Origin of the sequence: Pseudomonas sp. AO-1, from assembly GCF_019775695.1 — a bacterium.
GTDB lineage: Bacteria > Pseudomonadota > Gammaproteobacteria > Pseudomonadales > Pseudomonadaceae > Aquipseudomonas > Aquipseudomonas parakoreensis.
In genome coordinates, this window is record NZ_CP079947.1 from 4,698,752 (window position 1) to 4,722,734 (window position 23,983).

The 23,983-nt window shown below is 59.2% G+C and carries 24 protein-coding genes and 1 riboswitch; of the genes, 8 read left to right on the top strand and 16 right to left on the bottom strand.

The features are described 5' to 3' along the window. Positions 1-11 precede the first annotated feature (11 nt). Positions 12-243: riboswitch (cobalamin riboswitch) on the bottom strand. A gap of 164 nt (positions 244-407) precedes the next feature. Next, positions 408-992 (top strand): hypothetical protein, encoded by a 585-nt coding sequence (locus tag KVQ82_RS21300; RefSeq protein ID WP_222015705.1) that lies wholly within the window; start codon positions 408-410, stop codon positions 990-992. Between the two features lie 66 nt (positions 993-1,058). Further along, positions 1,059-2,372, top strand: coding sequence for a sorbosone dehydrogenase family protein (locus tag KVQ82_RS21305; protein WP_222015707.1), 1,314 nt, complete (start codon positions 1,059-1,061; stop codon positions 2,370-2,372). A gap of 132 nt (positions 2,373-2,504) precedes the next feature. On the opposite strand, the gene KVQ82_RS21310 is transcribed toward KVQ82_RS21305, so the two are convergent. The 5 genes from KVQ82_RS21310 to KVQ82_RS21330 all read right to left on the bottom strand — a co-directional run bounded on the left by KVQ82_RS21310 (position 2,505) and on the right by KVQ82_RS21330 (position 7,204). Further along, the gene (locus KVQ82_RS21310) at positions 2,505-3,041 is read right to left on the bottom strand and encodes a C40 family peptidase (protein WP_034156233.1); all 537 of its coding nucleotides are present in this window, start codon (positions 3,039-3,041) and stop codon (positions 2,505-2,507) included. 219 nt (positions 3,042-3,260) lie between these two features. Then, on the bottom strand, positions 3,261-3,878 hold the full coding sequence (locus KVQ82_RS21315; protein ID WP_041074354.1) for a C40 family peptidase: 618 nt from the start codon (positions 3,876-3,878) through the stop codon (positions 3,261-3,263). 226 nt (positions 3,879-4,104) lie between these two features. Further along, the gene (gene hda, locus KVQ82_RS21320; RefSeq protein ID WP_025111852.1) at positions 4,105-4,809 is read right to left on the bottom strand and encodes a DnaA regulatory inactivator Hda; all 705 of its coding nucleotides are present in this window, start codon (positions 4,807-4,809) and stop codon (positions 4,105-4,107) included. A gap of 219 nt (positions 4,810-5,028) precedes the next feature. Continuing rightward, positions 5,029-6,102, bottom strand: coding sequence for an AI-2E family transporter (locus tag KVQ82_RS21325; protein ID WP_222015709.1), 1,074 nt, complete (start codon positions 6,100-6,102; stop codon positions 5,029-5,031). Positions 6,103-6,133: 31 nt separating this feature from the next. Continuing rightward, positions 6,134-7,204 (bottom strand): DUF2066 domain-containing protein, encoded by a 1,071-nt coding sequence (locus tag KVQ82_RS21330; protein WP_222015711.1) that lies wholly within the window; start codon positions 7,202-7,204, stop codon positions 6,134-6,136. Positions 7,205-7,578: 374 nt separating this feature from the next. Here KVQ82_RS21330 and purM point away from each other — a divergent pair, with 374 nt between their 5' ends. From purM to KVQ82_RS21345, 3 genes are read left to right on the top strand one after another with little or no spacing between them, the layout of a single operon-like run. After that, positions 7,579-8,637, top strand: coding sequence for a phosphoribosylformylglycinamidine cyclo-ligase (gene purM / locus KVQ82_RS21335; protein WP_041074359.1), 1,059 nt, complete (start codon positions 7,579-7,581; stop codon positions 8,635-8,637). Next, entirely contained in the window at positions 8,637-9,287 is a 651-nt protein-coding gene (purN, locus tag KVQ82_RS21340; protein WP_041074361.1) for a phosphoribosylglycinamide formyltransferase, read from the top strand. Before purM ends, purN begins: the two co-directional genes overlap by 1 nt. Positions 9,288-9,295: 8 nt before the next feature. Beyond that, positions 9,296-10,009: a DUF3108 domain-containing protein gene (locus tag KVQ82_RS21345; protein ID WP_041074363.1), complete on the top strand. Its 714-nt coding sequence runs from the start codon at positions 9,296-9,298 to the stop codon at positions 10,007-10,009. A gap of 133 nt (positions 10,010-10,142) precedes the next feature. Here KVQ82_RS21345 and KVQ82_RS21350 read toward each other — a convergent pair whose 3' ends face one another. Together KVQ82_RS21350 and KVQ82_RS21355 are read right to left on the bottom strand one after the other, a co-directional pair. Then, positions 10,143-11,768 (bottom strand): methyl-accepting chemotaxis protein, encoded by a 1,626-nt coding sequence (locus KVQ82_RS21350; RefSeq protein WP_108182080.1) that lies wholly within the window; start codon positions 11,766-11,768, stop codon positions 10,143-10,145. Between the two features lie 130 nt (positions 11,769-11,898). Further along, the gene (locus KVQ82_RS21355) at positions 11,899-12,930 is read right to left on the bottom strand and encodes an amidohydrolase family protein (RefSeq protein WP_222015713.1); all 1,032 of its coding nucleotides are present in this window, start codon (positions 12,928-12,930) and stop codon (positions 11,899-11,901) included. Positions 12,931-13,083: 153 nt separating this feature from the next. On the opposite strand from KVQ82_RS21355, the gene KVQ82_RS21360 reads away from it, so the two are divergent. Then, the gene (locus KVQ82_RS21360) at positions 13,084-13,500 is read left to right on the top strand and encodes an OsmC family protein (RefSeq protein ID WP_027614046.1); all 417 of its coding nucleotides are present in this window, start codon (positions 13,084-13,086) and stop codon (positions 13,498-13,500) included. A gap of 61 nt (positions 13,501-13,561) precedes the next feature. Then, entirely contained in the window at positions 13,562-14,425 is an 864-nt protein-coding gene (locus tag KVQ82_RS21365) for a pirin family protein (protein ID WP_222015715.1), read from the top strand. Between the two features lie 157 nt (positions 14,426-14,582). On the opposite strand, the gene KVQ82_RS21370 is transcribed toward KVQ82_RS21365, so the two are convergent. The 4 genes from KVQ82_RS21370 to KVQ82_RS21385 form a co-directional block, all read right to left on the bottom strand. After that, a complete protein-coding gene (locus KVQ82_RS21370; RefSeq protein ID WP_222015717.1) occupies positions 14,583-15,311 on the bottom strand; it encodes a dienelactone hydrolase family protein in 729 nt (242 codons plus the stop codon). Between the two features lie 68 nt (positions 15,312-15,379). Next, a complete protein-coding gene (htpG, locus tag KVQ82_RS21375; RefSeq protein WP_222015718.1) occupies positions 15,380-17,284 on the bottom strand; it encodes a molecular chaperone HtpG in 1,905 nt (634 codons plus the stop codon). A gap of 81 nt (positions 17,285-17,365) precedes the next feature. Then, on the bottom strand, positions 17,366-17,818 hold the full coding sequence (locus KVQ82_RS21380; RefSeq protein ID WP_108182076.1) for a PaaI family thioesterase: 453 nt from the start codon (positions 17,816-17,818) through the stop codon (positions 17,366-17,368). Further along, positions 17,815-18,291, bottom strand: a complete 477-nt coding sequence (locus tag KVQ82_RS21385) for a PaaI family thioesterase (protein WP_222015721.1) — start codon at positions 18,289-18,291, stop codon at positions 17,815-17,817. Before KVQ82_RS21385 ends, KVQ82_RS21380 begins: the two co-directional genes overlap by 4 nt. Before the next feature lie 158 nt (positions 18,292-18,449). On the opposite strand from KVQ82_RS21385, the gene KVQ82_RS21390 reads away from it, so the two are divergent. Continuing rightward, positions 18,450-18,686 carry a hypothetical protein gene (locus KVQ82_RS21390; protein ID WP_007962865.1) on the top strand — a complete coding sequence of 79 codons (237 nt, stop codon included), beginning with the start codon at positions 18,450-18,452 and terminating at the stop codon, positions 18,684-18,686. 88 nt (positions 18,687-18,774) lie between these two features. On the opposite strand, the gene KVQ82_RS21395 is transcribed toward KVQ82_RS21390, so the two are convergent. The 5 genes from KVQ82_RS21395 to sucC form a co-directional block, all read right to left on the bottom strand. Next, a complete protein-coding gene (locus KVQ82_RS21395) occupies positions 18,775-19,176 on the bottom strand; it encodes an MAPEG family protein (protein WP_041074377.1) in 402 nt (133 codons plus the stop codon). Then, complete coding sequence (locus KVQ82_RS21400; protein WP_003223022.1) at positions 19,176-19,913, bottom strand: DUF599 domain-containing protein; 738 nt, start codon at positions 19,911-19,913, stop codon at positions 19,176-19,178. The genes KVQ82_RS21395 and KVQ82_RS21400 overlap by 1 nt, the downstream gene beginning before the upstream one ends. A 257-nt stretch (positions 19,914-20,170) precedes the next feature. Continuing rightward, complete coding sequence (brnQ, locus tag KVQ82_RS21405) at positions 20,171-21,484, bottom strand: branched-chain amino acid transport system II carrier protein (protein ID WP_047292845.1); 1,314 nt, start codon at positions 21,482-21,484, stop codon at positions 20,171-20,173. Between the two features lie 388 nt (positions 21,485-21,872). Beyond that, complete coding sequence (sucD, locus tag KVQ82_RS21410; protein WP_003223019.1) at positions 21,873-22,754, bottom strand: succinate--CoA ligase subunit alpha; 882 nt, start codon at positions 22,752-22,754, stop codon at positions 21,873-21,875. Continuing rightward, positions 22,754-23,920 carry an ADP-forming succinate--CoA ligase subunit beta gene (gene sucC, locus KVQ82_RS21415; RefSeq protein ID WP_222015723.1) on the bottom strand — a complete coding sequence of 389 codons (1,167 nt, stop codon included), beginning with the start codon at positions 23,918-23,920 and terminating at the stop codon, positions 22,754-22,756. The genes sucD and sucC overlap by 1 nt, the downstream gene beginning before the upstream one ends. Between the last annotated feature and the right edge of the window lie 63 nt (positions 23,921-23,983).

Here is a 23,983-nt window from a genome sequence, read left to right on the forward strand (position 1 = left end):
CGCCCACCGTGATGCCGCTGGATGGATCAGGCCGGTCTCCGGGCTCATGAGCGGCGAATCGCCTGACTGCGCGCCTTCCCGCGTCGGTCGACACAGTGGCTCAATGCGCAGTTTTCACTCATTTACCGTTGCGGGGGCAGCGCCGGGATCGTGATCGTTCTTCACCTGAAGACAACCCTCACCGGCTTCCCTGTTTCACTCTGTCGACACGCGTCACAGAGCACCTGAAACAAGCCGCGAAGGTTAGAGGGTTGGGGGTGGAGCGTCAATTAAAGAGGGGGCCGTCGGGCGAATAACTGCCACCGATCAATTATCTGACGCCAATCTTGTGCCACACTGAGACAAGTGATATCAAAGAGCCATGCTTTTGATTGAAAAAGCACACCACAACAATAAGGATGATGACGATGCAAGGCATGATCATCAGCAACCCGCGCCTGGAATTCCTGCGCCCGGTGCTTGAACGCTGGTTTGACTGTATTGACCGTTACAACGCGGTACGCGGTGACAACGACACGCCCTACTGGCATGACGAGAACGCCAATCTCGGCTTGCTCTCCGCTGCGGCATGGATGGCCGAGCTGGTTACCCTCTGCGATACCACCACCCGCAAGCAGAGCGAGGACGGCGAGCGCAATGCCCGCGCCGACCTGTTCATCGCCGGGGCCGAAGACCGCGCCTACCTTCAGGCCACCCAGCGCTGGCCGCGGGTCAACAACCTCAACCTGACTCAGGCCCTGCTGGACATCACCAGCGATGCCAAACGCATCAGCTTCGCCAGTGACCTCAAGCTCGGCTGTCTGTTCGTCGCCCCGCAGAAGGCTCAGCACAGCGCCAGCCCGGAAGAACTGCAGGACATGGTCGACGACCTGCAAAAGGAACACTGCTGCGCAGTGGCCTGGTATTTCCCCTACGCCTACCGCAAGTTGCGCAGCGAAGCGGGTAACTATCACCCAGGCATCGCCGTGCTGTTCAAAGAGGCCCGTGGTTGAGCGGTTGAACCATCGGGTGCGCGCACTCCTCTATGATTAGGCATGCATTCATAGGGAAGATCAGTAATGCGCAAAACCCGACTCGCTCTCGTCATCGCCCTCGCCGGAGGGCTCGCCGCCTGCGGTGAATCCTCCAGCCTGCAAGTTTCTGACGGCACCGGACCGTCACCCAAGCTGCCCGAACCGAACAAAACCCTGATCCCGACGGTGAACATCGCCCCAGCGGTCGGCTGGCCTGCAGGTGGCAAACCGACCGCCGCAGCCGGTACGCAAGTGGCTGCATTTGCCGAAGGCCTCGATCACCCACGCTGGCTCTACGTGCTGCCCAACGGTGACGTGCTGGTGGCGGAAACCAACGCTCCGCCCAAGCCTGACGACAGCAGCGGCATTCGTGGCTGGGTGATGAAGAAAGTCATGGGCAAAGCCGGTGCCGGCGTGCCGAGCCCGAACCGCATCACCCTGCTGCGCGACGCCGATCACGACGGCGTGGCCGAGACCCGCACGGTGTTTCTGCAGAACCTCAACTCGCCATTCGGCATGACCCTGGTCGGCAACGATTTGTACGTCGCCGACACCGATCGGCTGCTGCGCTTCCACTACGAATCCGGCGCGACGGAGATCAAGACCCAGCCGATCAAAGTCACCGACCTGCCGGGCGGCACGCTGAACCATCACTGGACCAAAAACGTCATCGCCAGCAAGGACGGCAGCAAGCTGTACGTCACTGTCGGCTCGAACAGCAACGTCGGCGAGAATGGTCTGGATAAAGAAGAAGGTCGCGCCGCGATCTGGGAAGTCGATCGCGCCACCGGCAATCACCGGATCTTCGCCTCAGGCATTCGTAACCCCAACGGCCTGGCGTGGGAACCCACCACAGGCGCGCTGTGGACAGCAGTCAACGAACGTGACGAAATCGGCAGCGACCTGGTGCCGGACTACATCACCTCGGTCAAGGACGGTGGATTCTATGGCTGGCCCTTCAGCTATTACGGCCAGCACGTGGATGTCCGGGTGAAGCCGCAGAATCTGGATCTGGTGGCCAAGGCCATCGCTCCGGACTATGCCGTCGGCCCGCACACCGCGTCACTGGGCCTGACCTTCGCCGAGGGCAACAACTTGCCGGCGCAGTTCAAGGAAGGCGCGTTTATCGGCCAGCACGGCTCGTGGAACCGCAAACCGCACAGTGGCTATAAGGTGATTTTCGTACCATTCGCCGCCGGCAAGCCGAACGGAGCACCGGTGGATGTGCTGACCGGCTTCCTCGACAAGGACGAGAACGCATTGGGCCGCCCGGTTGGCGTGGTGATTGACCAGCAAGGTGGTTTGCTGGTGGCCGATGATGTGGGGAACAAGGTGTGGCGGGTGTCGGCCGCCAAGTAACTTTGGCCCGCCACAAAACAACTGTGGGAGCGAGCCTGCTCGCGAATGCGGAGTGTCAGCCTCCATTGAGTTGACTGATACACCGCTTTCGCGAGCAGGCTCGCTCCCACTTTAGGATTGCTGCGATTTTTACTAGGGGTTATGCGCCAGATGCTCCGGCTGCAACACCCGCTTGGCACTCAGATACGCCTTCTGCCAATACGCCTTCGACAGGCTGTCCAGCTTCACTGTGCCGCCGGTTGCTGGCGCATGCACGAAGCGACCTTCCCCCACGTAGATCCCCGCATGACTGACCTGCGAGCCGCCATTGGTGGCGAAGAAGATCAGGTCGCCAGTCTGCAAACCCTCTTTGCCGACATTCGGCGCTTGCATCACGATCATCTCGCGAGTGGAGCGCGGCAAGGAGATACCGGCGGCATCGCGGTAGACGAAACCGATCAGGCCGCTGCAATCGAACCCGGAATCCGGTGTGTTGCCGCCCCAGCGATAAGGTGTGCCAACCAGGCCCAGCGCGCGAAACAACACGTCTTCAGCAGCCGGCGAAAAAGCCTGGGAGGGCCCGAACACCACCGGAGCGCGTACCACAGGCGCAGGCGGCGGAGTGCGGCTGGCGCAAGCGCTGAGCAGCGCTGCGAAGAAAATCAATGTGAGGCGGGCCGACATCGTCATAAGCAGAACATCCTGATCTGGCTGCGGCTTTCTCTGCCGAATGGACAGAAACAAAACCGCCTGCGGAGCACGCAGGCGGTTTGCCATCAATATAGATACAGGATTCTAGCGGCTACACGGCAAACTTCAAGTAAGACTTTAACTTCACCTTGTAAAGTCTAGGTCTACTCCCTTGCCGGGAACCGTTTTTGTCGCCACGGACGTGGCGACAACGGGGAATTACTTGCGAGCGGTAACCACGGTCGGTGCCATTGCGAGGGCGCGCTTGGCTTCGATGAAGGTCTTGCTCCAGTAGCTGTCACCCAGGCTGTCAATGCGGACACCGCCGCTGCGACGGCTGCTGGAATGAATGAACTGGTTGTCACCCAGGTAGATCCCGGCGTGGCTTACACGACCGCGACGACCATTGGTGGCGAAGAACAGCAGATCGCCCGGCTCAAGATTACCGCGCGAGACCAGAGGCGCATCCACATTGATCATTTCGCGGGTGGAGCGCGGCAGATTCATGCCGGCCTCTTCGCGGAACAGATAACCGATGAAACCGCTGCAGTCGAAACCGGCTTCAGAGGTACCGCCGAAACGGTAACGGGTACCGATCAGGGACATGCCGCGTTCGAGGATGCTGTCGGCCAGAACCGGAAGCTCATAGGGCTTCTTGCCGTTGAAATCGGCGAGTTCTTTTTCGGTGGCCAGCTCTTCCTGGTAAATAACGGAAGACTGGGCGGTGGCAGAATTTTTAACCTGTTGAGGCTGCTCTTGAACTGGAGAATGAGCAGCGCAACCGAACAACAGGGTGACGAGTGCGAGAGGCACGAGGGGTGCGAAGCGATTTAGCATGGGCACGACCGTGGCTGAAGTTGTAAAGAAGCCGAGACTATGCCCGCTATCGGCCTCATTTGCAAATTCAATCGATCTTTTTGTGACTTCCCGGTTTCTCGTTTACATCTAAGCGCTTAAGCCCATTTAACTCGATACGCAGTCTGCACACCGTGTGGAAATGCGGGATTTCTGGCGCCTGAAATATGTCGAAACCGCCTGAAACCTGCGGATTTAAAGGGCTGCACTACCAGCCGAGGGTTTCCTTCAGGAACGGAATTGTCAGCTTGCGTTGCGCCTGCAACGAGGCCTGATCCAGCTGTTCGAGCAGGTCGAACAGTGCACTCATGCTGCGGGTGCCGCGGGTCAGAATAAAGTGTCCGACTTCATCGGTCAGGTGCAGGCCGCGACGCGAAGCACGCAATTGCAGGGCACGCAATTTGTCTTCATCGGAAAGCGGGCGCATCTGGAAGATCAGCGCCAGCGTCAGGCGCGATTTGAGGTCAGCCAGTTTCACCGGCAGCTCGCGTGGCGAGGTTGAAGCGGCAATCAGCAAACGCCGACCGCTGTCACGCAAGCGGTTGAACAGATGAAACATCGCCTCTTCCCAGTCCGGCTTGCCGGCAATCACCTGCAAGTCATCCAGGCAGACCAGTTCGTACTGCTCAAGGTTGTCGAGGATTTCGATACCGCGATCCATCAATTCGGCCAGCGGCAGGTACACCGCCGGCTCACCCATCTGCTCAAAGCGCAGGCAAGCCGCCTGCAACAGATGCGTACGCCCTACCCCGTGCTTGCCCCACAGGTAGATCAGGCTTTCGGTCCAACCGGCGTCGGCTTCGCATAGGCGCTCGACATAGCCGAGTGCAGCGGCATTGGCGCCTGGGTAGTAGTTGATGAAGGTGGCGTCGTCACGCAGACGCACACCTAGGGGCAGCTGAATCGGTTTCATGCTGACTGAACAGTTCTCAAGGAACCGTTAGTGGCCTCTGTGTAAAGTTTGCGAAGTTTATACCCGTGAAGCTGAGCGCACAATGCGACAGACCCCAAGCAAAATCAAAGGTTTGCGTTAACACGCTGGTTTTATGACAGTTTCTCTGACGCGTTAGCGAAACAATCCACCGCAAAACACGGGCCAACCCGGCACAATGCCGGACCGCCCGTGATCGGATCACAGCTCGGGCTCATCGGTCCCGCTGTAAATATCCGAGTCCTTGTACAAATCGTGCACGTGACGCACCAGCACCATGATCACCGCCGCCACCGGCAATGCCAGCAGCACACCGGTAAAGCCGAACAGCTCGCCGCCGGCCAGAATCGCGAAAATCACCGCCACCGGATGCAGACCGATCCGGTCACCCACCAGCAAAGGCGTCAGCACCATGCCTTCGAGCGCCTGCCCGACCATGAACACCGCCACGATTCCGATCATCGGATACAGATCACCACCGAACTGGAACAAACCGGCAATCAGTGCCGCGCCAATCCCGATCACGAAGCCCATGTACGGCACGATGGCCGCCAGACCAGCGATCAGGCCGATCAACAGCCCCAGTTCCAGCCCAACGATCATCAGACCCGCTGCGTAGATCACGCCCAGCGCCAGCATCACCAGCAATTGCCCGCGCACGAACGCGCCGAGCACCTCATGGCACTCACCCGCGAGCGAGACGATGGTTTCTTCACGGTCACGGGGCAGCAGGCTGCGGATCTTGGCCATCATCACGTCCCAGTCGCGTAGCAGGTAGAAACTCACCACCGGAATCAACACCAGATTCGCCAGCCAGCCGATCAGCGCCAGGCTTGAAGCCGTGGCCTGACTCAGCACCACACCGACGATGTCAGTGGTTTGCCCCATGTGTTCACTGATTGCAGCCTTGACCTTGTCGAACTTCCAGAAACCGTCCGACAGCCCCAGCTTCGATTGCGCCCACGGCAGCGCCGTGTGCTGCAGCCAGTCAAGCATTTGCGGCGCCAACTCATACAAACGCACCAACTGCTTGGCAAGCATCGGCACCAGCACCAACAGCAACGTGGTGACGATCAGAGTGAACAAGGCGAACACCGCGATAACACCCCAGGTTCGCGACAAACCGAGTTTCTCCAACCGATCCACCAGCGGATCGAACAGGTACGCCAGCAGCAGCGCCACCAGAAACGGCGTGAGGATCGGATGCAGCAACCACACAAACGCGCAAAGCAGGACTACCCCACCGAGCCAGAACCAACGCCGCGTATCGGCCATGTATCACTCCTGCTTCTATATAAGGAAAGACTTACCAGCGAAACCGCAACGAAGGTGCTACCGGTGCAGGCGTCGGTGCCGCAACAGGCGTCGCACCTGCGACGGCTGGCTGCGGCGCTGGCACTGGCATTGGCACTGGCGTCGGTGCTTCGGCCGGCAACTCCTGCAACTTCGCCAGCGACAACTGCGCGCGCAACTGATCGGCACTGCCGTTGACCCGATACACGATGCGATCACCCTCGACACTTTGCAGACGCACACCGAACGGTTCGAGTAACCGCAGCAGTGTGGCGTAATGCTCAAGATTCATGCCCTGCACTTCCAGGGTCTGTTGGCCCGAAGCACCAGGCTTGGCGACAAAGCGCGGCGCCAGACGCTCCGCTACCGCCAGCATCACCGCATCGGCCACGCCAGCCTGATCGGCGCCCTGCACACTGCCGGCCTCTTTCTGATCGCCCAGCCACAGATGCCACTTGGCCTGCCACTGCCCGCCCTCTTCGTGCGCATGCACCGCCAGCAAGGCATCTGCGCCGTAACGCTCCGAAGCGCCGCGCAATGGTGCGGGATCGGTGCCATCCAGCACCGGCGCGGTGGCCACCAGTTGCTCACTCAGATCCGCCAGCGGCAAACGCAAGGGCAAACCACGATGCTGAGCCGCTGCACGCAGGGGTGCCGCCGCTGTCTGACCGTCACCGACCAGGCTCGAGCCTTCAGTCGAATCGTTCAGCCACCAACTCAGGATCGACGGCCGGCTCGCGCCCCACAACGACAATCCCGCACGACGCAGCGCCTGCTCAGTGGTGGCCGGGTCGAAATCGACTTTCAGCACTTCCGGTGGCCCGGCATCAAAACCGAACTGACTGATGATCTGCTGCGGGTCTTTGCGAATCGTTGCCAACCCTGGATTTTGCACCGCCTTCGGGTCACCGGTCAGGCGCAACACCAGCGTATCGAGCGCCGCCTGCGTGGCGCGATCGCGCTCTTCCGGCGCCTGGCTGCTGACCGGCTGACGCACTTGATAGAGACCTTTGAGGTTTTCGGCATGACTCGCCAGGCTGACCACGGACAAACAACCCACAACCAACAATTTACAAAAACGCATGGAAAATTCCCGTCGACAGGAGCGGCTGGAACAGGCCGCGTGAACCGGTTAAGCAAGGCTGTGACAATCTGCCATCGCAAAACATTCACACGGCGGCGGTAAGTTTTTGCACAGGGATAACGATAGACGGTTAATCGGTACACCTTATACAGGCAGCCACCCGGCACAATTGCAAAAAATTTCCGCTGATTATGCCCCTGCCCGTCGGCGCGAGGATGGCCGCTGCCCCTCAAGCCTGATAAAATCGCGCGCCTTCGCAGACCGGCAACAGCCGGGCACCCCGAAATTCGCGTGAGGCCATCGCCCTCTCGATTTCGATGTTCCCGCTGAACTCGGTCGTTACCCCTGAATCCCCTCCCCTAAAGGCCTGGATCATGAGCAAGCAACCCTCCCTGAGCTACAAGGACGCCGGTGTAGACATCGACGCCGGTGAAGCATTGGTCGAACGCATCAAGAGCGTCGCCAAGCGCACTGCGCGCCCGGAAGTCATGGGCGGCCTGGGCGGTTTCGGCGCCCTCTGCGAGATCCCGGCCGGTTACAAACAGCCGGTGCTGGTATCCGGTACTGATGGCGTCGGCACCAAGCTGCGCCTGGCGCTGAACCTGAACAAGCACGACAGCATCGGCCAGGACCTGGTCGCCATGTGCGTCAACGATCTGGTGGTGTGCGGCGCAGAACCACTGTTCTTCCTCGACTACTACGCCACCGGCAAGCTGAACGTCGACGTAGCTGCCACCGTGGTCACCGGTATCGGTGCAGGCTGCGAACTGGCTGGCTGCTCTCTGGTTGGCGGCGAAACCGCTGAAATGCCTGGCATGTACGAAGGCGAAGACTACGACCTGGCCGGCTTCTGCGTCGGCGTCGTGGAAAAAGCCGACATCATCGACGGCTCGAAAGTCGCCACCGGTGACGCGCTGATCGCCCTGCCATCGTCCGGCCCGCACTCCAACGGCTACTCGCTGATCCGCAAGATCATCGAAGTGTCCGGCGCCGACATCGAAACCGTTCAGCTCGACGGCAAACCGCTGACCGACCTGCTGATGGCCCCGACCCGCATCTACGTGAAGCCGCTGCTCAAGCTGATCAAAGACACCGGCGCGGTCAAAGCCATGGCCCACATCACCGGTGGCGGCCTGCTGGACAACATCCCGCGCGTTCTGCCAAAAGGCGCTCAGGCCGTGGTTGACGTGGCCAGCTGGACTCGCCCGGCGGTCTTCGACTGGCTGCAAGAGAAAGGCAACGTTGACGAGACCGAGATGCACCGCGTACTGAACTGCGGCGTTGGCATGGTCATCTGCGTGGCTCAGGAGCACGTTGAAGTGACCCTGAACACCCTGCGTGATGCCGGCGAGCAACCTTGGGTCATCGGCCAGATCGCTGCCGCTGCCGAAGGCGCCGCTCAAGTCGAGCTGAAAAACCTCAAGGCTCACTGATGTCCCAGACCTGTGATGTCGTGGTGCTGTTGTCCGGCACCGGCAGTAACTTGCAGGCTCTGATCGACAGCACGCGGACCGGCGACAGCCCGGTCCGCATCGCCGCGGTGATTTCCAACCGCGCCGACGCCTACGGCCTGCAACGCGCCAGTGACGCGGGTATCGCCACCCGCTCGCTGGATCACAAGGCCTTCGAAGGTCGCGAGGCCTTCGATGCGGCCCTGATCGAACTGATCGACGAATTCAAACCGAAACTCGTGGTGCTGGCCGGCTTCATGCGCATTCTCAGCGCTGATTTCGTGCGCCACTATCAGGGTCGTCTGCTCAATATCCACCCGTCGCTGCTGCCCAAATACAAAGGGTTACACACTCATCAGCGGGCGCTCGAGGCCGGCGATGCGGAACACGGCTGCTCCGTGCACTTCGTCACCGAGGAACTCGATGGTGGGCCACTGGTCGTACAGGCAGTAATACCGGTAGAGTTGCACGACACGCCGCAGACACTTGCGCAGCGAGTGCATGTCCAGGAACACCTGATCTACCCGATGGCTGTACGCTGGTTTGCCGAAGGCCGACTGGCACTCGGTGAGCAAGGTGCTTTACTGGATGGCCAGTTACTCGCGGCCAGCGGCCACTTGATTCGACACTAGGAGATTTTATGCGTCGCGCCCTGCTCTTCGCTTGCGCTCTGCTCGCCCTGCCCTTCGCGCAGGCGGCAGACCTTCAACCGTTCTCCGCCAGCTACACTGCCGACTGGAAACAGTTGCCCATGAGTGGCACCGCCGAACGCAGCCTGACCAAGGAAGCCAACGGCGTCTGGAAACTCAGCTTCAAGGCGTCGATGATGATCGCCAGCCTGACGGAAGAAAGCACCCTGACCCTGGACAAGGACACCCTGCTGCCGCAGTCCTACCACTTCGAACGTGGCGGTCTGGGCAAAGCGAAAAAGGCTGATCTGGACTTCGACTGGAACAGCAAGATGGTCACCGGCACCGACCGTGGCGACGCGGTGAAGATCCCGCTGAACCGTGGCATGGTCGACAAGTCGACCTATCAACTGGCGCTGCAGCACGACGTCGCCTCCGGCAAGAAGACCATGAGCTACCAGGTGGTCGATGACGGTGAAGTCGATACCTATGACTTCCGTGTACTGGGTGCCGAGAAAGTCGACACCAAGGCCGGCAAGATCGATGCAATCAAGGTCGAGCGCGTGCGCGATCCGACACAAAGCAAGCGCACTACCGTGCTGTGGTTCGCCAAGGATTGGGATTACCTGCTGGTCCGCCTGCAACAGGTTGAAACCGACGGCAAGGAGTACAACATCATGCTCCAAGACGGCACGGTCAACGGCAAAACCGTTAAAGGCAGCTGATCCGCCGCTACAACAAAAAGCCCCGCAGATGCGGGGCTTTTTTATGCCTGCAGTTTTCGCGACGACACATATCCCCCTGTGGGAGCGAGCCTGCTCGCTCCCACAAAGTTCAGCTCGATCTTCAGCGGTCAGATCAGACCGAAAATTTGGCCACCATATTGTTCAAATCCACCGCCAGCCGCGACAACTCCTGGCTCGCCGCACTGGTCTGATTAGCCCCGGCAGAAGTCTGCGTCGCCAGATCGCGAATATTCATCAGATTGCGGTCCACCTCCCGCGCCACTGCCGCCTGCTCCTCCGAGGCGCTGGCGATCACCAGGTTGCGCTCGTTGATCAAGGTGAACGCCGAGGCAATTTCTTCCAGCGCCTCACCCGCCGCCTTCGCCAGTTCCAGCGTTGAATTGGCGCGAAGGCTGCTCTGCTGCATCGAATTGACCGCCGAATCGGTGCCCTGCTGGATACCGCCGATCATCTGTTCGATTTCTTGGGTCGATTGCTGCGTGCGATGAGCCAACGCCCGCACTTCATCGGCCACCACCGCGAAGCCGCGACCGGCATCGCCGGCCCGCGCGGCCTCGATCGCAGCGTTTAGCGCGAGCAGGTTGGTCTGCTCGGCAATCGAGCGGATCACATCCAGCACCTTGCTGATGCCGTGAACCTTCTGCGCCAGATCCTCCACCTGCGTGGCATTCGACGTGACATCATCAGCCAGGGATTCGATTGACGTCACGGTCTGCCGGACCTGCTCGCGGCCACGCTGGGCGATGCGATCAGACTCGCGTGACGCCTCGGATGTCGCCACCGCATTGCTCGCCACTTCCTCAACGGCAGCCGTCATCTGATTGACCGCCGTGGCGGCCTGTTCAATCTCCAGGCTCTGCTGGTGCAGCCCACGTGTGGCGTCTTCGGTGACACAACTCAGCTCCTCCGATGCCGAAGCCAACTGACTGGACGACTCGGAAATCTGCCGGATGGTGTCGCGCAGGTTATGCTGCATGCTTTTCAGCGCCTGCAGCAGCCGCGCCGGTTCGTCCTTGCCGGAGATATTGATATCGCCCGTCAGATCGCCACCGGCCACCACTTCCGCCACGCCCAGCGACTGCGTCAGAGGCAACACGATGCTGCGGGTCAGCAACAGCGCCAGACCGATGGTGATCAGTGCAGTGATGCCGATCATCACGCCGACCCAGACCCGCGAATTGATGAAGACCAGGCGCGCCGCTTCGGTGGCAAGGTTGGCGTTGTGCTTGTTCAGCTCGACCAACTCTTTCAGAGTGACCGCCATGTCGTCGGCCAACGGGCTCATCTCACCGTTGAGAATCGCCGCCGCCTCCTCCACCCGATTCTGCGCGGACAACTGCATGACCTGCGCCTGAAACTCCAGATACTGGTGCTCGGCGACCTTGAAGCGGTCGAACAATTTGCGCTCTTCGGGCAGCACGATCAACACGTCATAGCGTTGCTGGGCTTCGCTCAACACACCGCGCAGGTCATTGAGCTTGGCGACATTCTGCGCCAGCGCCTGCGGATCCCGATTGAGCAACAGACGCATGGTCAGCGCACGCAGGCGCAGCATGTCCTGACTCATCTCGCCAACCGCCATCACGCTCGGCAACCAGTTGTTGTCGACCTCATCCGACTGGGCGCGCATGTTCGACATTTGCAGCAGGGCGAACGCCCCCAAGGCAAACACCATCAAGGCCAACACACCAAAACCCAGGCCGGCACGCGGCGCAATATTGAGACTACGGATGCTCATTACTCTGGTTCCTTCCAAAAGCGCTGCATCAACCCTGCAGCTGGTTGCTCTAGAAGGTATCGGCCCCGCGCAAATTTGCGTAAGACGAAAAGGTGATATCAAAAGGCCTTGATACTTCGAACCCTCGGCATTAACGATTCAGCGCGGATTTCCCGGACTTTGCTGCTGTTCGCGGCAATATCGCCAAGAAATTATCCCGGGCGACTTTACGCGCCACGTCTTCGGGCAAGGCATCAAGGAACGGCGTGAAACTGCGCATTTCCTCACCGAGCTTGTTGAATCGGCCTACAACATCCGAACCCACCATAAAGCGCTCAGGGTATTTCTCCACCAATGCCAGCCATTGCGCACGCGGCTTGCCCTGCTCATCCAGCAGATACGGCGTGAGCATGCTCCACGACAGATCGATGAATAGATTCGGGTAAGCCTCCAACATCCGGCTGACGGTGGGCAGAAGGAATTCCAACTGCGTCTGGTGCCGATGGATCTCCGCACTGGTGCCGGCGTGCGCCCAGATGAACCGGGTGTGCGGGTGATTTCGCAGCGGTTCTTCAACTTCCTTCAGGTACAGCGGATTTTTCTCACGCTTGGAAGTGATGTTGGAATGCAGCATCACCGGCAGATCGTTTTCGGCGGCCAGGTGATATATCCGCTTCATCGCTTCGTTATTGGCCCGAGGGGTATCGCCAGCGGTCAGTGCCGTCAGGTCATCATGGCGGGTGAACACTTCGCCGATGCCCTGCCACAGACCCGGATACAGATCGAGCAGGCGCTGGATGTGTGCGGCAGAGTTCTTGTCGTTAGGGTTGAAGCCCGAGAGGAATGGATGAAAGTGCAGACGCTGCTCCGGCGTCAGTTTCTGCACGGCATCGGCAACGATCACGTCGGTGGCGCTGTACCAGTAGGCGTCGGCGTCATCACCGGCGTAATAGCGTGGACGTTTGGGTTCGTCTTCATGCCATTTCTTCGCCACGGGAATGCCGGAAATCATCACATGGTCGATGGAATTGTCCTGCATGGCCGTGAGCAATTTCGCCATGCCGGCGGTCTCCTGGAAAAAATCCACATAGTGCAGGTGCGCATCGCTGTAAGTGTAATCGCGGGCGCTGGCGGTACCGGCACATGCCAGCAGGCAGGCAAGACTCAAACGAAACAGGGACACAAGTAATCTCCGACAGGTAGGCATAGCCTAGACCTTGAGCCGACAACAAGGGTTCATCCTGCAGGAAAGTGGAACGCGGCTCTGTGGGAATGCTCTATAACTGCAAGGTCTTTTTTGATCGCACGACTTTTTCCTACTGCCAGTGAGGTTGCCATGACTGTTACCGTCAATACCGTCTCCGCCGAAGGTTTTCGTCACACCGTACAGATCGATGACCACGAATTGTTTGCCGACGTGCCGAAGTCTGCCGGCGGCGAAGGCTCGGCACCCGAGCCACACGACTACTTCGACGCCGCGCTCGGTGCCTGCAAAGCCCTGACCCTGAAAATGTACGCGAAGAAAAAAGACATCCCGCTGACCGGCGTGGGTGTCGAAGTCAAACGCGACAACAGCGAAGAGCAGAAAGGCAAATATGCCCTGCATGTGACGCTTACCCTCAAGGGCGTCCTCACCGATGCCCAGCGTGAAGAACTGCTGCGCGTCGCCGATCGCTGCCCGATCCACAAACTGATGACCACCACCGACGTCAGCATCGAAACCCACGCTCCACAAGGCTTCGACAGCCAGTAATCACCCTCTTGCCAGCGGCGGGTTATGCTTCTGGCATCACCCGCTCAGCCTGGAATGCACCATGGATACGCAACCACTGATCATCCGCCCGCGCGCCGAAGACGTCGAAGGCCAGCCGATCCTGCGCCCGCTGCCGTCAGCCAAATGCCGCAGCGTCGGGCCATTTGTATTTTTCGACCACATGCTCGAGACGGTTTATCCGACGGGCAAAGGCATGAACATCCGACAGCATCCGCACATTGGTCTGTCGACCCTGACCTACCTCTTCGAAGGGCAGATCCAGCACAAGGACAGCCTTGGCTCCGATCAAGTGGTCAGCGCCGGCGATGTCAGCTGGATGACCGCCGGCAGTGCGATTGCCCATGTCGAGCGCACGCCCGAGCCGTTGTGGGCGCAAAGCTTCACCATGCACGGCTTGCAGATCTGGCTGGCTTCGCCCAAGGATCATGAGCAAGGCCCTGGGCATTACAGCCATCACCCGGCCGCAACCTTGCCGGTCAGCGATAACCTTGGCGTGCAGATTCGGATGATTGCCGGGTCAGGCTTTTGCCTGGAATCGCCGGTGCCGGTGCTTTCTCCTACGCTGTATGCCGAAGTGAAGATGCAGACCGCGACCACACTGCTGATCCCGACCGAGCACGCAGAACGCGCGGTGTATGTGCTGAGTGGCGATGCGCAATTGAATGGCGAGCCCCTCGAACCCCACGCGCTGGCGGTGTTGCCGGGCGGGGAAGCGATGAGTCTGTTTGCCGAGAGCGATGTGCACGCGGTGGTGTTTGGCGGCGCAGCACTGGACGGGCCACGGCGGATCAACTGGAATTTCGTCGCTAGCGATCCGGCGGCGATCGATGAGGCGCGGCGCAAGTGGGCGGCCGGGGATTGGCCGACGGTACCGGGGGAAGTTGAGCGGATTGAATTGCCTTAGCTCTGTGTCGCCTGTTAGTCAGCCATCGCTGGCAAGCCAGCGCCCACAGGTTTAGCGCCGGACAAATATCCAGCAAACGAATCGAACACTGTGGGAGCTGGCTTGCCAGCGATGAGGCCAGATCAGGCACCGACCGAGTCAATGCCTGACTGCACAATCAGCCTTTGAACACTTCTTCCAGCAAATCATGCATCGACTTGAACGCACGCTTGGCGGTCTTCGCGTCGTACATCATCTTGCCTGGCACATTGGCATGCGGATCGGTGAATGAGTGCACCGCACCGCCATAGCTGAGCAACTGCCAATCGACCTTCGCCGCGTTCATTTCATCTTCGAACGCCGGCAATTGCTCTTTCGGCACCAACGGGTCGGAAGCACCGTGCAGCACCAGCACCGAGCCCTTGATGTTCTGCGCATCGGCCGGGTTCGGCGAGTCAAGCGTGCCGTGGAACGACACCGCCGCCTTCACCGGTGCACCGGTACGCGCCAGATCCAGCGCACAGCAACCGCCGAAGCAGAAACCGAACACTGCCAGCTTCGAGGTATCGACCGCCGCCTCGCCCTGCTTCTGCAGTTGTTCGAACGCCGCCTGCATACGCTTGCGCAGCAGTGCACGATCGTTCTTCAGCGGCATCATCGCCGCGCCGGCCTCGTCAGCGTTCTGCGGACGTACTGCCTGCCCGTACACGTCAGCAATCAACACCACGTACCCCTTGGCCGCGACCGATTTGGCGACTTCTTCCGCCCCGGCGCTGACGCCCATCCAGTTCGGCGCCATCAACAGGCCCGGGCGCGCCCCCCTGTGCTCGGCGTCGAACGCCAGACGACCTTCATAGGGCTGACCATCCAACTGATAGACCACGGAACGAACAGTAACTTGGCTCATTTCTGACTCCTGATTAGTTAAACACCAGAATGAAAAAACCCGCCGAAGCGGGTTTTTCTACATCGTGATTAGGCTGACAGCTCAACCAGCAGCTTGTTCAGACGGGTCACATAAGCGGCCGGGTCTTTCAAGCTTTCGCCAGCCGCCAGAGCGGCCTGATCGAAGAGGATGTGCGACAGGTCGCCAAAACGCGCTTCGTTCTGCTCGCCATCGAGTTTCTCGATCAGCGGGTGGCTCGGGTTGAATTCGAAAATCGGCTTCGACTCCGGCACTTTCTGCCCGCTGGCTTCGAGGATCTGGCGCATTTGCAGGCCCAGGTCCTGTTCGCCAATAGCCAGAATGGCTGGCGAGTCGGTCAGACGGTGAGAGACGCGAACCTCAGCAACGGAATCGCCCAGCGCGGTTTTCAGACGCTCGACCAGACCTTCTTTGGACTTGGCGACTTCTTCTGCGGCTTTCTTGTCCTCTTCCGAGTCCAGGTTGCCCAGATCGAGGTCACCGCGTGCCACGTCGACAAAGGTCTTGCCATCGAATTCGCTGAGGTAGCTCATCAGCCACTCGTCGATACGGTCGGTCAGCAGCAGCACTTCGATGCCTTTCTTGCGGAAGACTTCCAGGTGCGGGCTGTTCTTGACCTGCGCGTAGGTTTCACCGGTGAGGTAGTAGATCTTGTCCTGACCTTCCTTGGCGCGCGCCAGGTAGTCAGCCAGACCGACGATCTGCTCGCCGTCACCTTCGGTGGTCGATGCGAAGCGCAGCAGACCGGCAATTTTTTCCTTGTTGGCGAAATCTTCTGCCGGGCCTTCTTTCATGACCTGACCGAAGTTTTTCCAGAAGCCCTTGTATTGCTCCGGCTCGTTCTTCGCCAGTTTTTCCAGCATGTCCAGCACGCGCTTGGTCAGCGCCGACTTCATCGAGTCGATGATCGGGTCTTTCTGCAGGATTTCCCGCGACACGTTCAGCGACAGGTCGTTGGAATCGACCACGCCCTTGATGAAGCGCAGGTACAGCGGCAGGAACGACTCGGCCTGATCCATCACGAACACGCGCTGCACGTACAGCTTCAGGCCTTTCGGCGCTTCACGCTGGTACAGATCGAACGGCGCACGGGCCGGCACGTACAGCAGCGAGCTGTACTCGAGCTTGCCTTCGACCTTGTTGTGGCTCCAGGCCAGCGGGTTTTCGAAGTCGTGAGCGATGTGCTTGTAGAACTCCTGGTATTCCTCGTCCTTCACTTCAGTGCGCGGACGGGTCCACAGGGCGCTGGCGCGGTTGACGGTTTCCCATTCAACGGCAGGCTTCTCTTCGCCTTCAGCGGCAGTGACTTCTTTCGGCAGCTCGATCGGCAGCGCGATGTGGTCGGAGTATTTCTTGATGATGTTGCGCAGACGCCAGCCGTCGGCGAATTCGTCTTCAGCGGATTTCAGGTGCAGGACGATGCGGGTGCCGCGTTCTGGCTTGTCGATGGTGGCGACTTCGAATTCGCCCTCGCCTTTCGACGACCAGTGCACGCCTTCGCTGGCAGGAGTGCCGGCGCGACGGGAATACACATCAACCTGGTCGGCAACGATGAACGCCGAGTAGAAGCCGACACCGAATTGGCCGATCAGGTGCGAATCTTTCTTCTGATCGCCCGAGAGATTCTTCATGAAATCGGCGGTGCCCGACTTGGCGATGGTCCCCAGGTGGGTGATCACATCGTCACGGTTCATGCCGATACCGTTGTCTTCGAGGGTGACGGTCTTGGCGTCCTTGTCGAAGCTCACACGGATTTTCAGTTCAGCGCCACCTTCGAGCAATTCCGGCTTGGCCAGAGCTTCGAAGCGCAGCTTGTCGACAGCGTCAGAGGCGTTCGAGATCAATTCGCGAAGGAAGATTTCCTTGTTGGAATACAGCGAATGGATCATGAGGTGCAGCAGCTGCTTTACCTCGGTCTGGAAGCCCAGGGTTTCCTTTTGAGTTTCCACACTCATGGTCATCAAACTCCAATCAGATGGCAGTGGCCGCGACCCGGAGGGTCGGCGGCGGGTTGTTCACTGAGTTGGGGGCAGCGTTCAGGATTTCAAGGGCTCATCGATTTTGAAGTGTGCACGGGCGGTGGCGATCGGTTCGCTCTCGGTACTTTGCCAGGCCGCAATGGCGACGTTGGCCACGCGCCGGCCCTGACGGCAGACCTGACATTTGGCCCAAGTGTCGCGAAACTGCCCGGCGCGCAGGTAATCCAGGGAAAAATCGATGATCTTCGGTACCCCGGGCGCTCCGGTGAAGATCAACAAATGCAACGCGGCTGCCAGCTCCATGAATCCGGCGATCACCCCGCCATGGATCGCAGGCAATAAAGGGTTACCAATGTTGTCCTTGTTCGCCGGCAGCTTGAACAGCAGGTCATCACCGACTCGCGAGCATTCGACGCCGATCAGCCCGGCGTAGGGAATCATCTGCAGCAAAGGCGCGTAATCGCCCTGGGCGTGAGCCAGCAGCAGTTGTTGCTTCCAGTCATCGCTCATCGAAGTTCTCCTTTGATCCTGCCACCAAATCCCTGGGAGCCTTTCAGCCCCTTGCCCATGCGCATGAACGTGCCAACAACATGGGCTATGGGTTGCTGCGGATCGTCCTGATAGGCAAAACCGCGAGCGAAGATCACATCGGTGGTGACCCGATAACACTCGGCGAAACCGTAGACGTCCTTGTTCGGCTCGGCGGCGTGCATGTAGTCGATGCGCAGGTCCAGGGTCGGGCAGACTTCGAATTCCGGCAGCACGCACAATGTGGACATACCGCATGCAGTGTCCATCAGCGAAGTAATCGCGCCGCCGTGGATGACCCCGGTTTGCGGATTGCCAACGATTTGCGCGCTGTACGGTAGCTTCACCGTCAGCCCTTCGCTGCTGGCGCTGTGCACCGTCAAACCGAGCACCTGACAATGGCGCAGGGCCGATAGAAAGCGTGTCGCGCGCTCAAAAACGGGGTTTTCAGCCATTTGATAATTACTCTCGTTAGAGCCTTTTGCCAGTAGTAAGCAATGCGGCAAAAGTTCCACTGAAAAACAAACTTATATATCTGAACAAAATGAGGAACTTAACCTTTGGCGCTGCGCTCTTAAGGCCAGTAGTTATTTTCCATAAGGAGAAACACCCCATGCGTAAGACTTTAGCTATTGCCTTGATGTTGACCGCCTCCCTCGGTCTCGCTGCCTGCGATAAAAAATCCGAGGACAAAGCTCAAGATGCCAACCAACATGCTGAGCAAGCTCAGCAAGACATGAACAAAGCTCAGGATAAAGTGAACGACGCAGCAAAAGAAAACGCCGAAGCTGCCAAAGCTCAGGCTGAATCGAATCAAGCTGCTCAAGAAGAAGCTGCCAAGAAGCAATAATTGCGACTTGATGCAGAAAAAGAAAACCCGCCAAGTGCGGGTTTTCTTTTGCCTGTGATTTTTGGTCAGTCTTGGCTTAGAGGCTTTCTTAGAGCAATACGGTTCTAAAAGTCGGACTAATCATCAGCAACAAACTGCAGAGCAGGCCGACCAGCCACACCAGACTGCGCAGGGCTGGTTTATCCGCCAGATACAACCACACGTAAAGAATCCGCGCGATCACAAAGATGATTGCCAGAGCATCAATCAACCAGCCTTGGGTTTGCGTGGTGTGCGCCATCAGCACACCCACGGCGAACAGGATGAACGCTTCGATGCAGTTCTGATGCGCCGCCAGCGCCCGCGCGCCATAACCAGTGAGTTGCGCCTGTTGTTGGCGCGGCAGGTGGTTGTTGTAACCGCCCTGCTCTTTCATGGCTTTACCCACCGGCATACGCGCGATGTAGATCAACAATGCACTGATAAACACACACCAGAACGGAATACTCATCAAGCGGCCTCTTTATTGGTTTCGGGCAATGGCGCCTCTGTAGGGGTATAGACCATCACATCGAGCACGTCGGAGTGAAACTCGCGGCGGTACAACACTAGAACCACACCGGCACTCATCAACATGAACAACCACGGGCTGACAAACCACGCCAGCATGCTCATGCCGAAGTAGTAGGAACGCAGACCGAAGTTGAACTGGTTGGCCGCCATCGAAATCACCCGTGCCGCCCGCAGTGCGAACGCCTTGCGCTCCTGCTCGGACACTTGGCGCTCGCCAATCATTGGCGCTGAGCCGACCAGTACCGCGGCAAAGTTGTACTGACGCATGCACCAACTGAACGTGAAAAACGCATAGACGAACACCAGCGCCAGGCACAGCAACTTGATCTCCGACATGCCCTGCGATGCCTGCTGCACCATCGGGATATCCGCCAGCAACGACACGGCGCGTTCGGACGCACCGAGCACGGTCAGAATACCGGCAAGAATAATCAGGGTGCTGGAGGCGAAGAACGAGGCGTTACGCTCCAGATTGCCGATAACGCTGGCGTCGGCGATGCGGTTGTCACGCAGGAGCATGCGGCGCATCCAGTCTTCGCGGTACAGGTGCAACACACTGGCCAGGCACGCAGTGTCGCGGGCCTTCCACGACGCATAACGGGTGTAGCCGCCCCAGCAGATGACAAACCAGAGCGCGGCCAGCAGGTGGATCAGGTTGGCTTGGATAAACGACATGCAATTCCCTGTGGAGTATGGATGCTGCCTGTGGGAGCGAGCCTGCTCGCGAAAGCGGCGTATCGCACAACATTGATGGCGGCTGACACAACGCTTTCGCGAGCAGGCTCGCTCCCACATTAAGACTTCGGCAACCTTTCGACGTTAGCTCGCGAAAAAAGACACTGCCAGACGCCCATAAAAAATGCCCCGTATCGATTGATACGGGGCATTTCTGTTTAAGCGCTGAAGACCCGCTTGTGGCGGGTCAGACAACGTCAGGCAACGGCTTCGCTGCGCTTGCCCAGCAGGCGATCGCAGACCACGGCGACCACCAGGGTCATCACGCATGGAACCAGCCAGGCCAAACCCTGCTCGCTCAGCGGCAGGTGCGCCAGCTGCGACGGCATCCAGTCAGCCAGACCGGCGCCCTTGAGCGCGTCGATGGTGCCGAACAGGAACGACACCAGCATGACCGGGCCGAGGATCCGCCCGTGTTCATGCCAGAAGTCCTTGCAGAAGCTCAGGGCCACCAGAACGATACACGGCGGGTAGATTGCGGTCAGTACCGGGATCGAGAACGCGATCAGCTTGGTCAGGCCCAGGTTGGACACCAGCAGCGAGAACGCGGCGAGGATGATCACCAGGGTCTTGTAGGACAGCGGCAGCACGCGGCTGAAGTATTCAGCGCAGGCACAGGTCAGACCGACCGCCGTCACCAGGCACGCCAGCGAGATCAGCACCGCGAGGAAACCGCTGCCCAGCGAACCGAAGGTGTGTTGCACGTAAGCATGCAGCACCGCCGCGCCGTTAGTGGCACCGACCGCGACTTCGTGGCTGCCGGAGCCGAGGCGGAACAGGCTGATGTACACCAGCGCCAGACCGACACCGGCGATCAGGCCGGCAATGATTGCGTAACGGGTGATCAGCGCAGGCGACTCGACGCCACGGGAGCGGATCGCGTTGACGATGACGATGCCGAAGACCAGCGCGCCGAGGGTATCCATGGTCAGGTAACCATTGATGAAGCCCTGGGAGAACGGTGCCGCGACGTATTCAGGCGTAGCCTGGCCAATATCACCGGCCGGCAAGGCGAACGCGGCGATGCCGAGTACCGCCAGGGCGATGATTTTCAGCGGTGCGAGGAAACGCCCCACGGTATCGAGCAGACGGCCCGGATACAGCGAGATGAAGAATACCAGCAGGAAGTACACCGAGCTGTAGAGGAACAGCGCCAGCGGACTTTCGCCGGTCAGTGGCGCCAGACCCACTTCAAAGGAGACGGTCGCAGTCCGCGGGGTGGCGAACAACGGGCCGACCGCCAGGTAGCACGCCGCGGCGAGGACACCACCGGCGATCTTGCCAATCGGGCTGCTCAGCGCATCCATCGCCCCCCCGACCTTGGCCAGAGCGACAACGGTGACCACCGGCAGGCCGACTGCCGTGATCAAAAAGCCCAGCGCCGCCATCCAGACGTTAGGTCCGGACTGCAGGCCGACGATAGGCGGGAAAATGATGTTGCCGGCCCCGACGAACAGGGCAAATGTCATAAAGCCCAGTGCCAGGATGTCCTGACCTTTCAAAACTTTCATTAAGGAAATACCACACTACTGAATCGGAATTTAGAGGGGGATTTCCCTTTTGGGTCAGGGAAATGCTGTCAGTCCGTATGGGGCTGACCCGTTTAGCGCGTTGCATGCCTTGTGGGCGGCAGACGCAAAAATGGCTGCTAGCCTAACGAATTTGTCTGACAAACGCACTGTTTGAGGGCGAACTATCCGATACACGACGTGTCGGTGTCGCGTTTACGCATCTAAATTTCATAAAGAACGCAAAGATCAAAAGATCGCAGCCTTCGGCAGCTCCTACACAGGATCATCTGTAGGAGCTGCCGAAGGCTGCGATCTTTTGATCTTCAGAAACAACAAAGGCCACCCGAAGGTGGCCTTTGTCTGGTGAAGCGTCAGTCAAGCACGAGGCTTACTTGACAGCCCAACCGGTCAGCTCGGCCAAGGCCTTGCCGATGTCTGCCAGCGAACGCACGGTTTTTACGCCTGCGTCTTGCAGCGCAGCGAATTTCTCGTCTGCAGTGCCTTTGCCGCCAGAGATGATTGCGCCAGCATGGCCCATGCGCTTGCCCGGAGGAGCAGTCACACCCGCGATGTAGGAAACAACCGGCTTGGTCACGTGTGCCTTGATGTAGGCAGCCGCTTCTTCTTCAGCCGAACCACCGATCTCGCCGATCATCACGATCGCTTCGGTCTTCGGGTCTTCCTGGAACAGCTTCAGGATGTCGATGAAGTTCGAACCCGGGATCGGGTCACCACCGATGCCGACGCAAGTCGACTGACCGAAACCGGCGTCAGTGGTCTGCTTCACAGCTTCGTAGGTCAGGGTGCCGGAACGCGAAACGATACCGACCTTGCCTGGCAAGTGAATGTGACCTGGCATGATGCCGATCTTGCATTCGCCTGGAGTGATCACGCCTGGGCAGTTAGGGCCGATCAGGGTAACACCCAGCTCGTCGCACTTAACTTTAGCGTCCAGCATGTCCAGGGTAGGAATGCCTTCGGTGATGCAAACGATCAGCTTGATGCCGCCGAACGCTGCTTCCAGGATCGAGTCCTTGCAGAAAGGAGCCGGAACGTAGATCACGCTGGCGGTAGCGCCAGTGGCAGCAACTGCGTCTTTAACGGTGTTGAACACTGGCAGACCCAGGTGCTCGGTGCCGCCTTTGCCCGGAGTTACACCACCAACCATCTTGGTGCCGTATTCGATGGCTTGCTGGGTGTGGAAACTACCTTGCGAACCGGTAATACCCTGGCAGATAACTTTGGTGTCTTTATTGATCAGGACGCTCATTATTTGCCCTCCGCAGCTTTGACAACTTGTTGAGCAGCGTCGGTCAGGCTGGTAGCAGCGATGATGTTCAAACCGCTTTCTGCCAGTACTTTAGCGCCCAGCTCAGCGTTGTTGCCTTCAAGGCGAACAACAACCGGGATTTTCACGCCGACTTCTTTCACGGCGCCGATGATGCCTTCGGCAATCATGTCGCAGCGAACGATGCCACCGAAGATGTTGACCAGTACTGCAGCGACGTTGGTGTCGGACAGGATGATCTTGAAGGCTTCGGTCACGCGCTCTTTGGTAGCACCACCACCTACGTCGAGGAAGTTGGCTGGCTTGCCGCCGTGCAGGTTGACGATGTCCATGGTACCCATGGCCAGGCCGGCACCGTTGACCATGCAGCCGATGTTGCCTTCCAGGGCTACGTAGTTCAGTTCGAACTTGGCAGCGTGCGCTTCGCGCGGATCGTCTTGCGACGGATCGTGGAAAGTCTTCAGCTTAGGCTGACGGTACATGGCGTTGGCGTCGATGTTGATCTTGGCGTCCAGGCAGTGCAGATCGCCGTCAGCCTTGATCACCAGCGGGTTCACTTCCAGCAGGGCCAGATCGTGATCCTGGAACAGTTTGGCCAGACCGACGAAGATCTTGGCGAACTGGGCAACTTGCTTGCCTTCCAGACCCAGTTGGAACGCCAGCTCGCGACCCTGGAATGGCTGAGCGCCAACCAGTGGATCGATAGTGGCTTTCAGAATTTTTTCTGGAGTGTCGTGAGCGATTTTCTCGATGTCCACGCCACCTTCGGTGGAAGCCATGAACACGATGCGACGGCTCGAACGGTCAACGACAGCGCCCAGGTACAGCTCTTTAGCGATATCAGTGCACGATTCAACCAGGATCTTGGTGACTGGCTGACCATTGGCGTCAGTCTGGTAAGTCACCAGACGCTTGCCCAGCCACTGCTGTGCGAAGGCCTTGGCGTCTTCTTTGTTGCGAACCAGCTTGACGCCGCCCGCTTTACCGCGACCACCGGCGTGGACCTGGGCTTTGACAACCCACTCGCTGCCGCCGATTTTTTCGCAAGCTTCTGCTGCTGCTTCCGGGGTGTCTACTGCGTAACCAGTGGAAACTGGCAGGCCGTATTCAGCGAACAGCTGCTTACCCTGATACTCGTGAAGATTCATGCTTTTTACCGTCTTCGTTAGGTACTGCGCATTCGGCGCTGCGCTCTTGATGAGTGCCGCGCC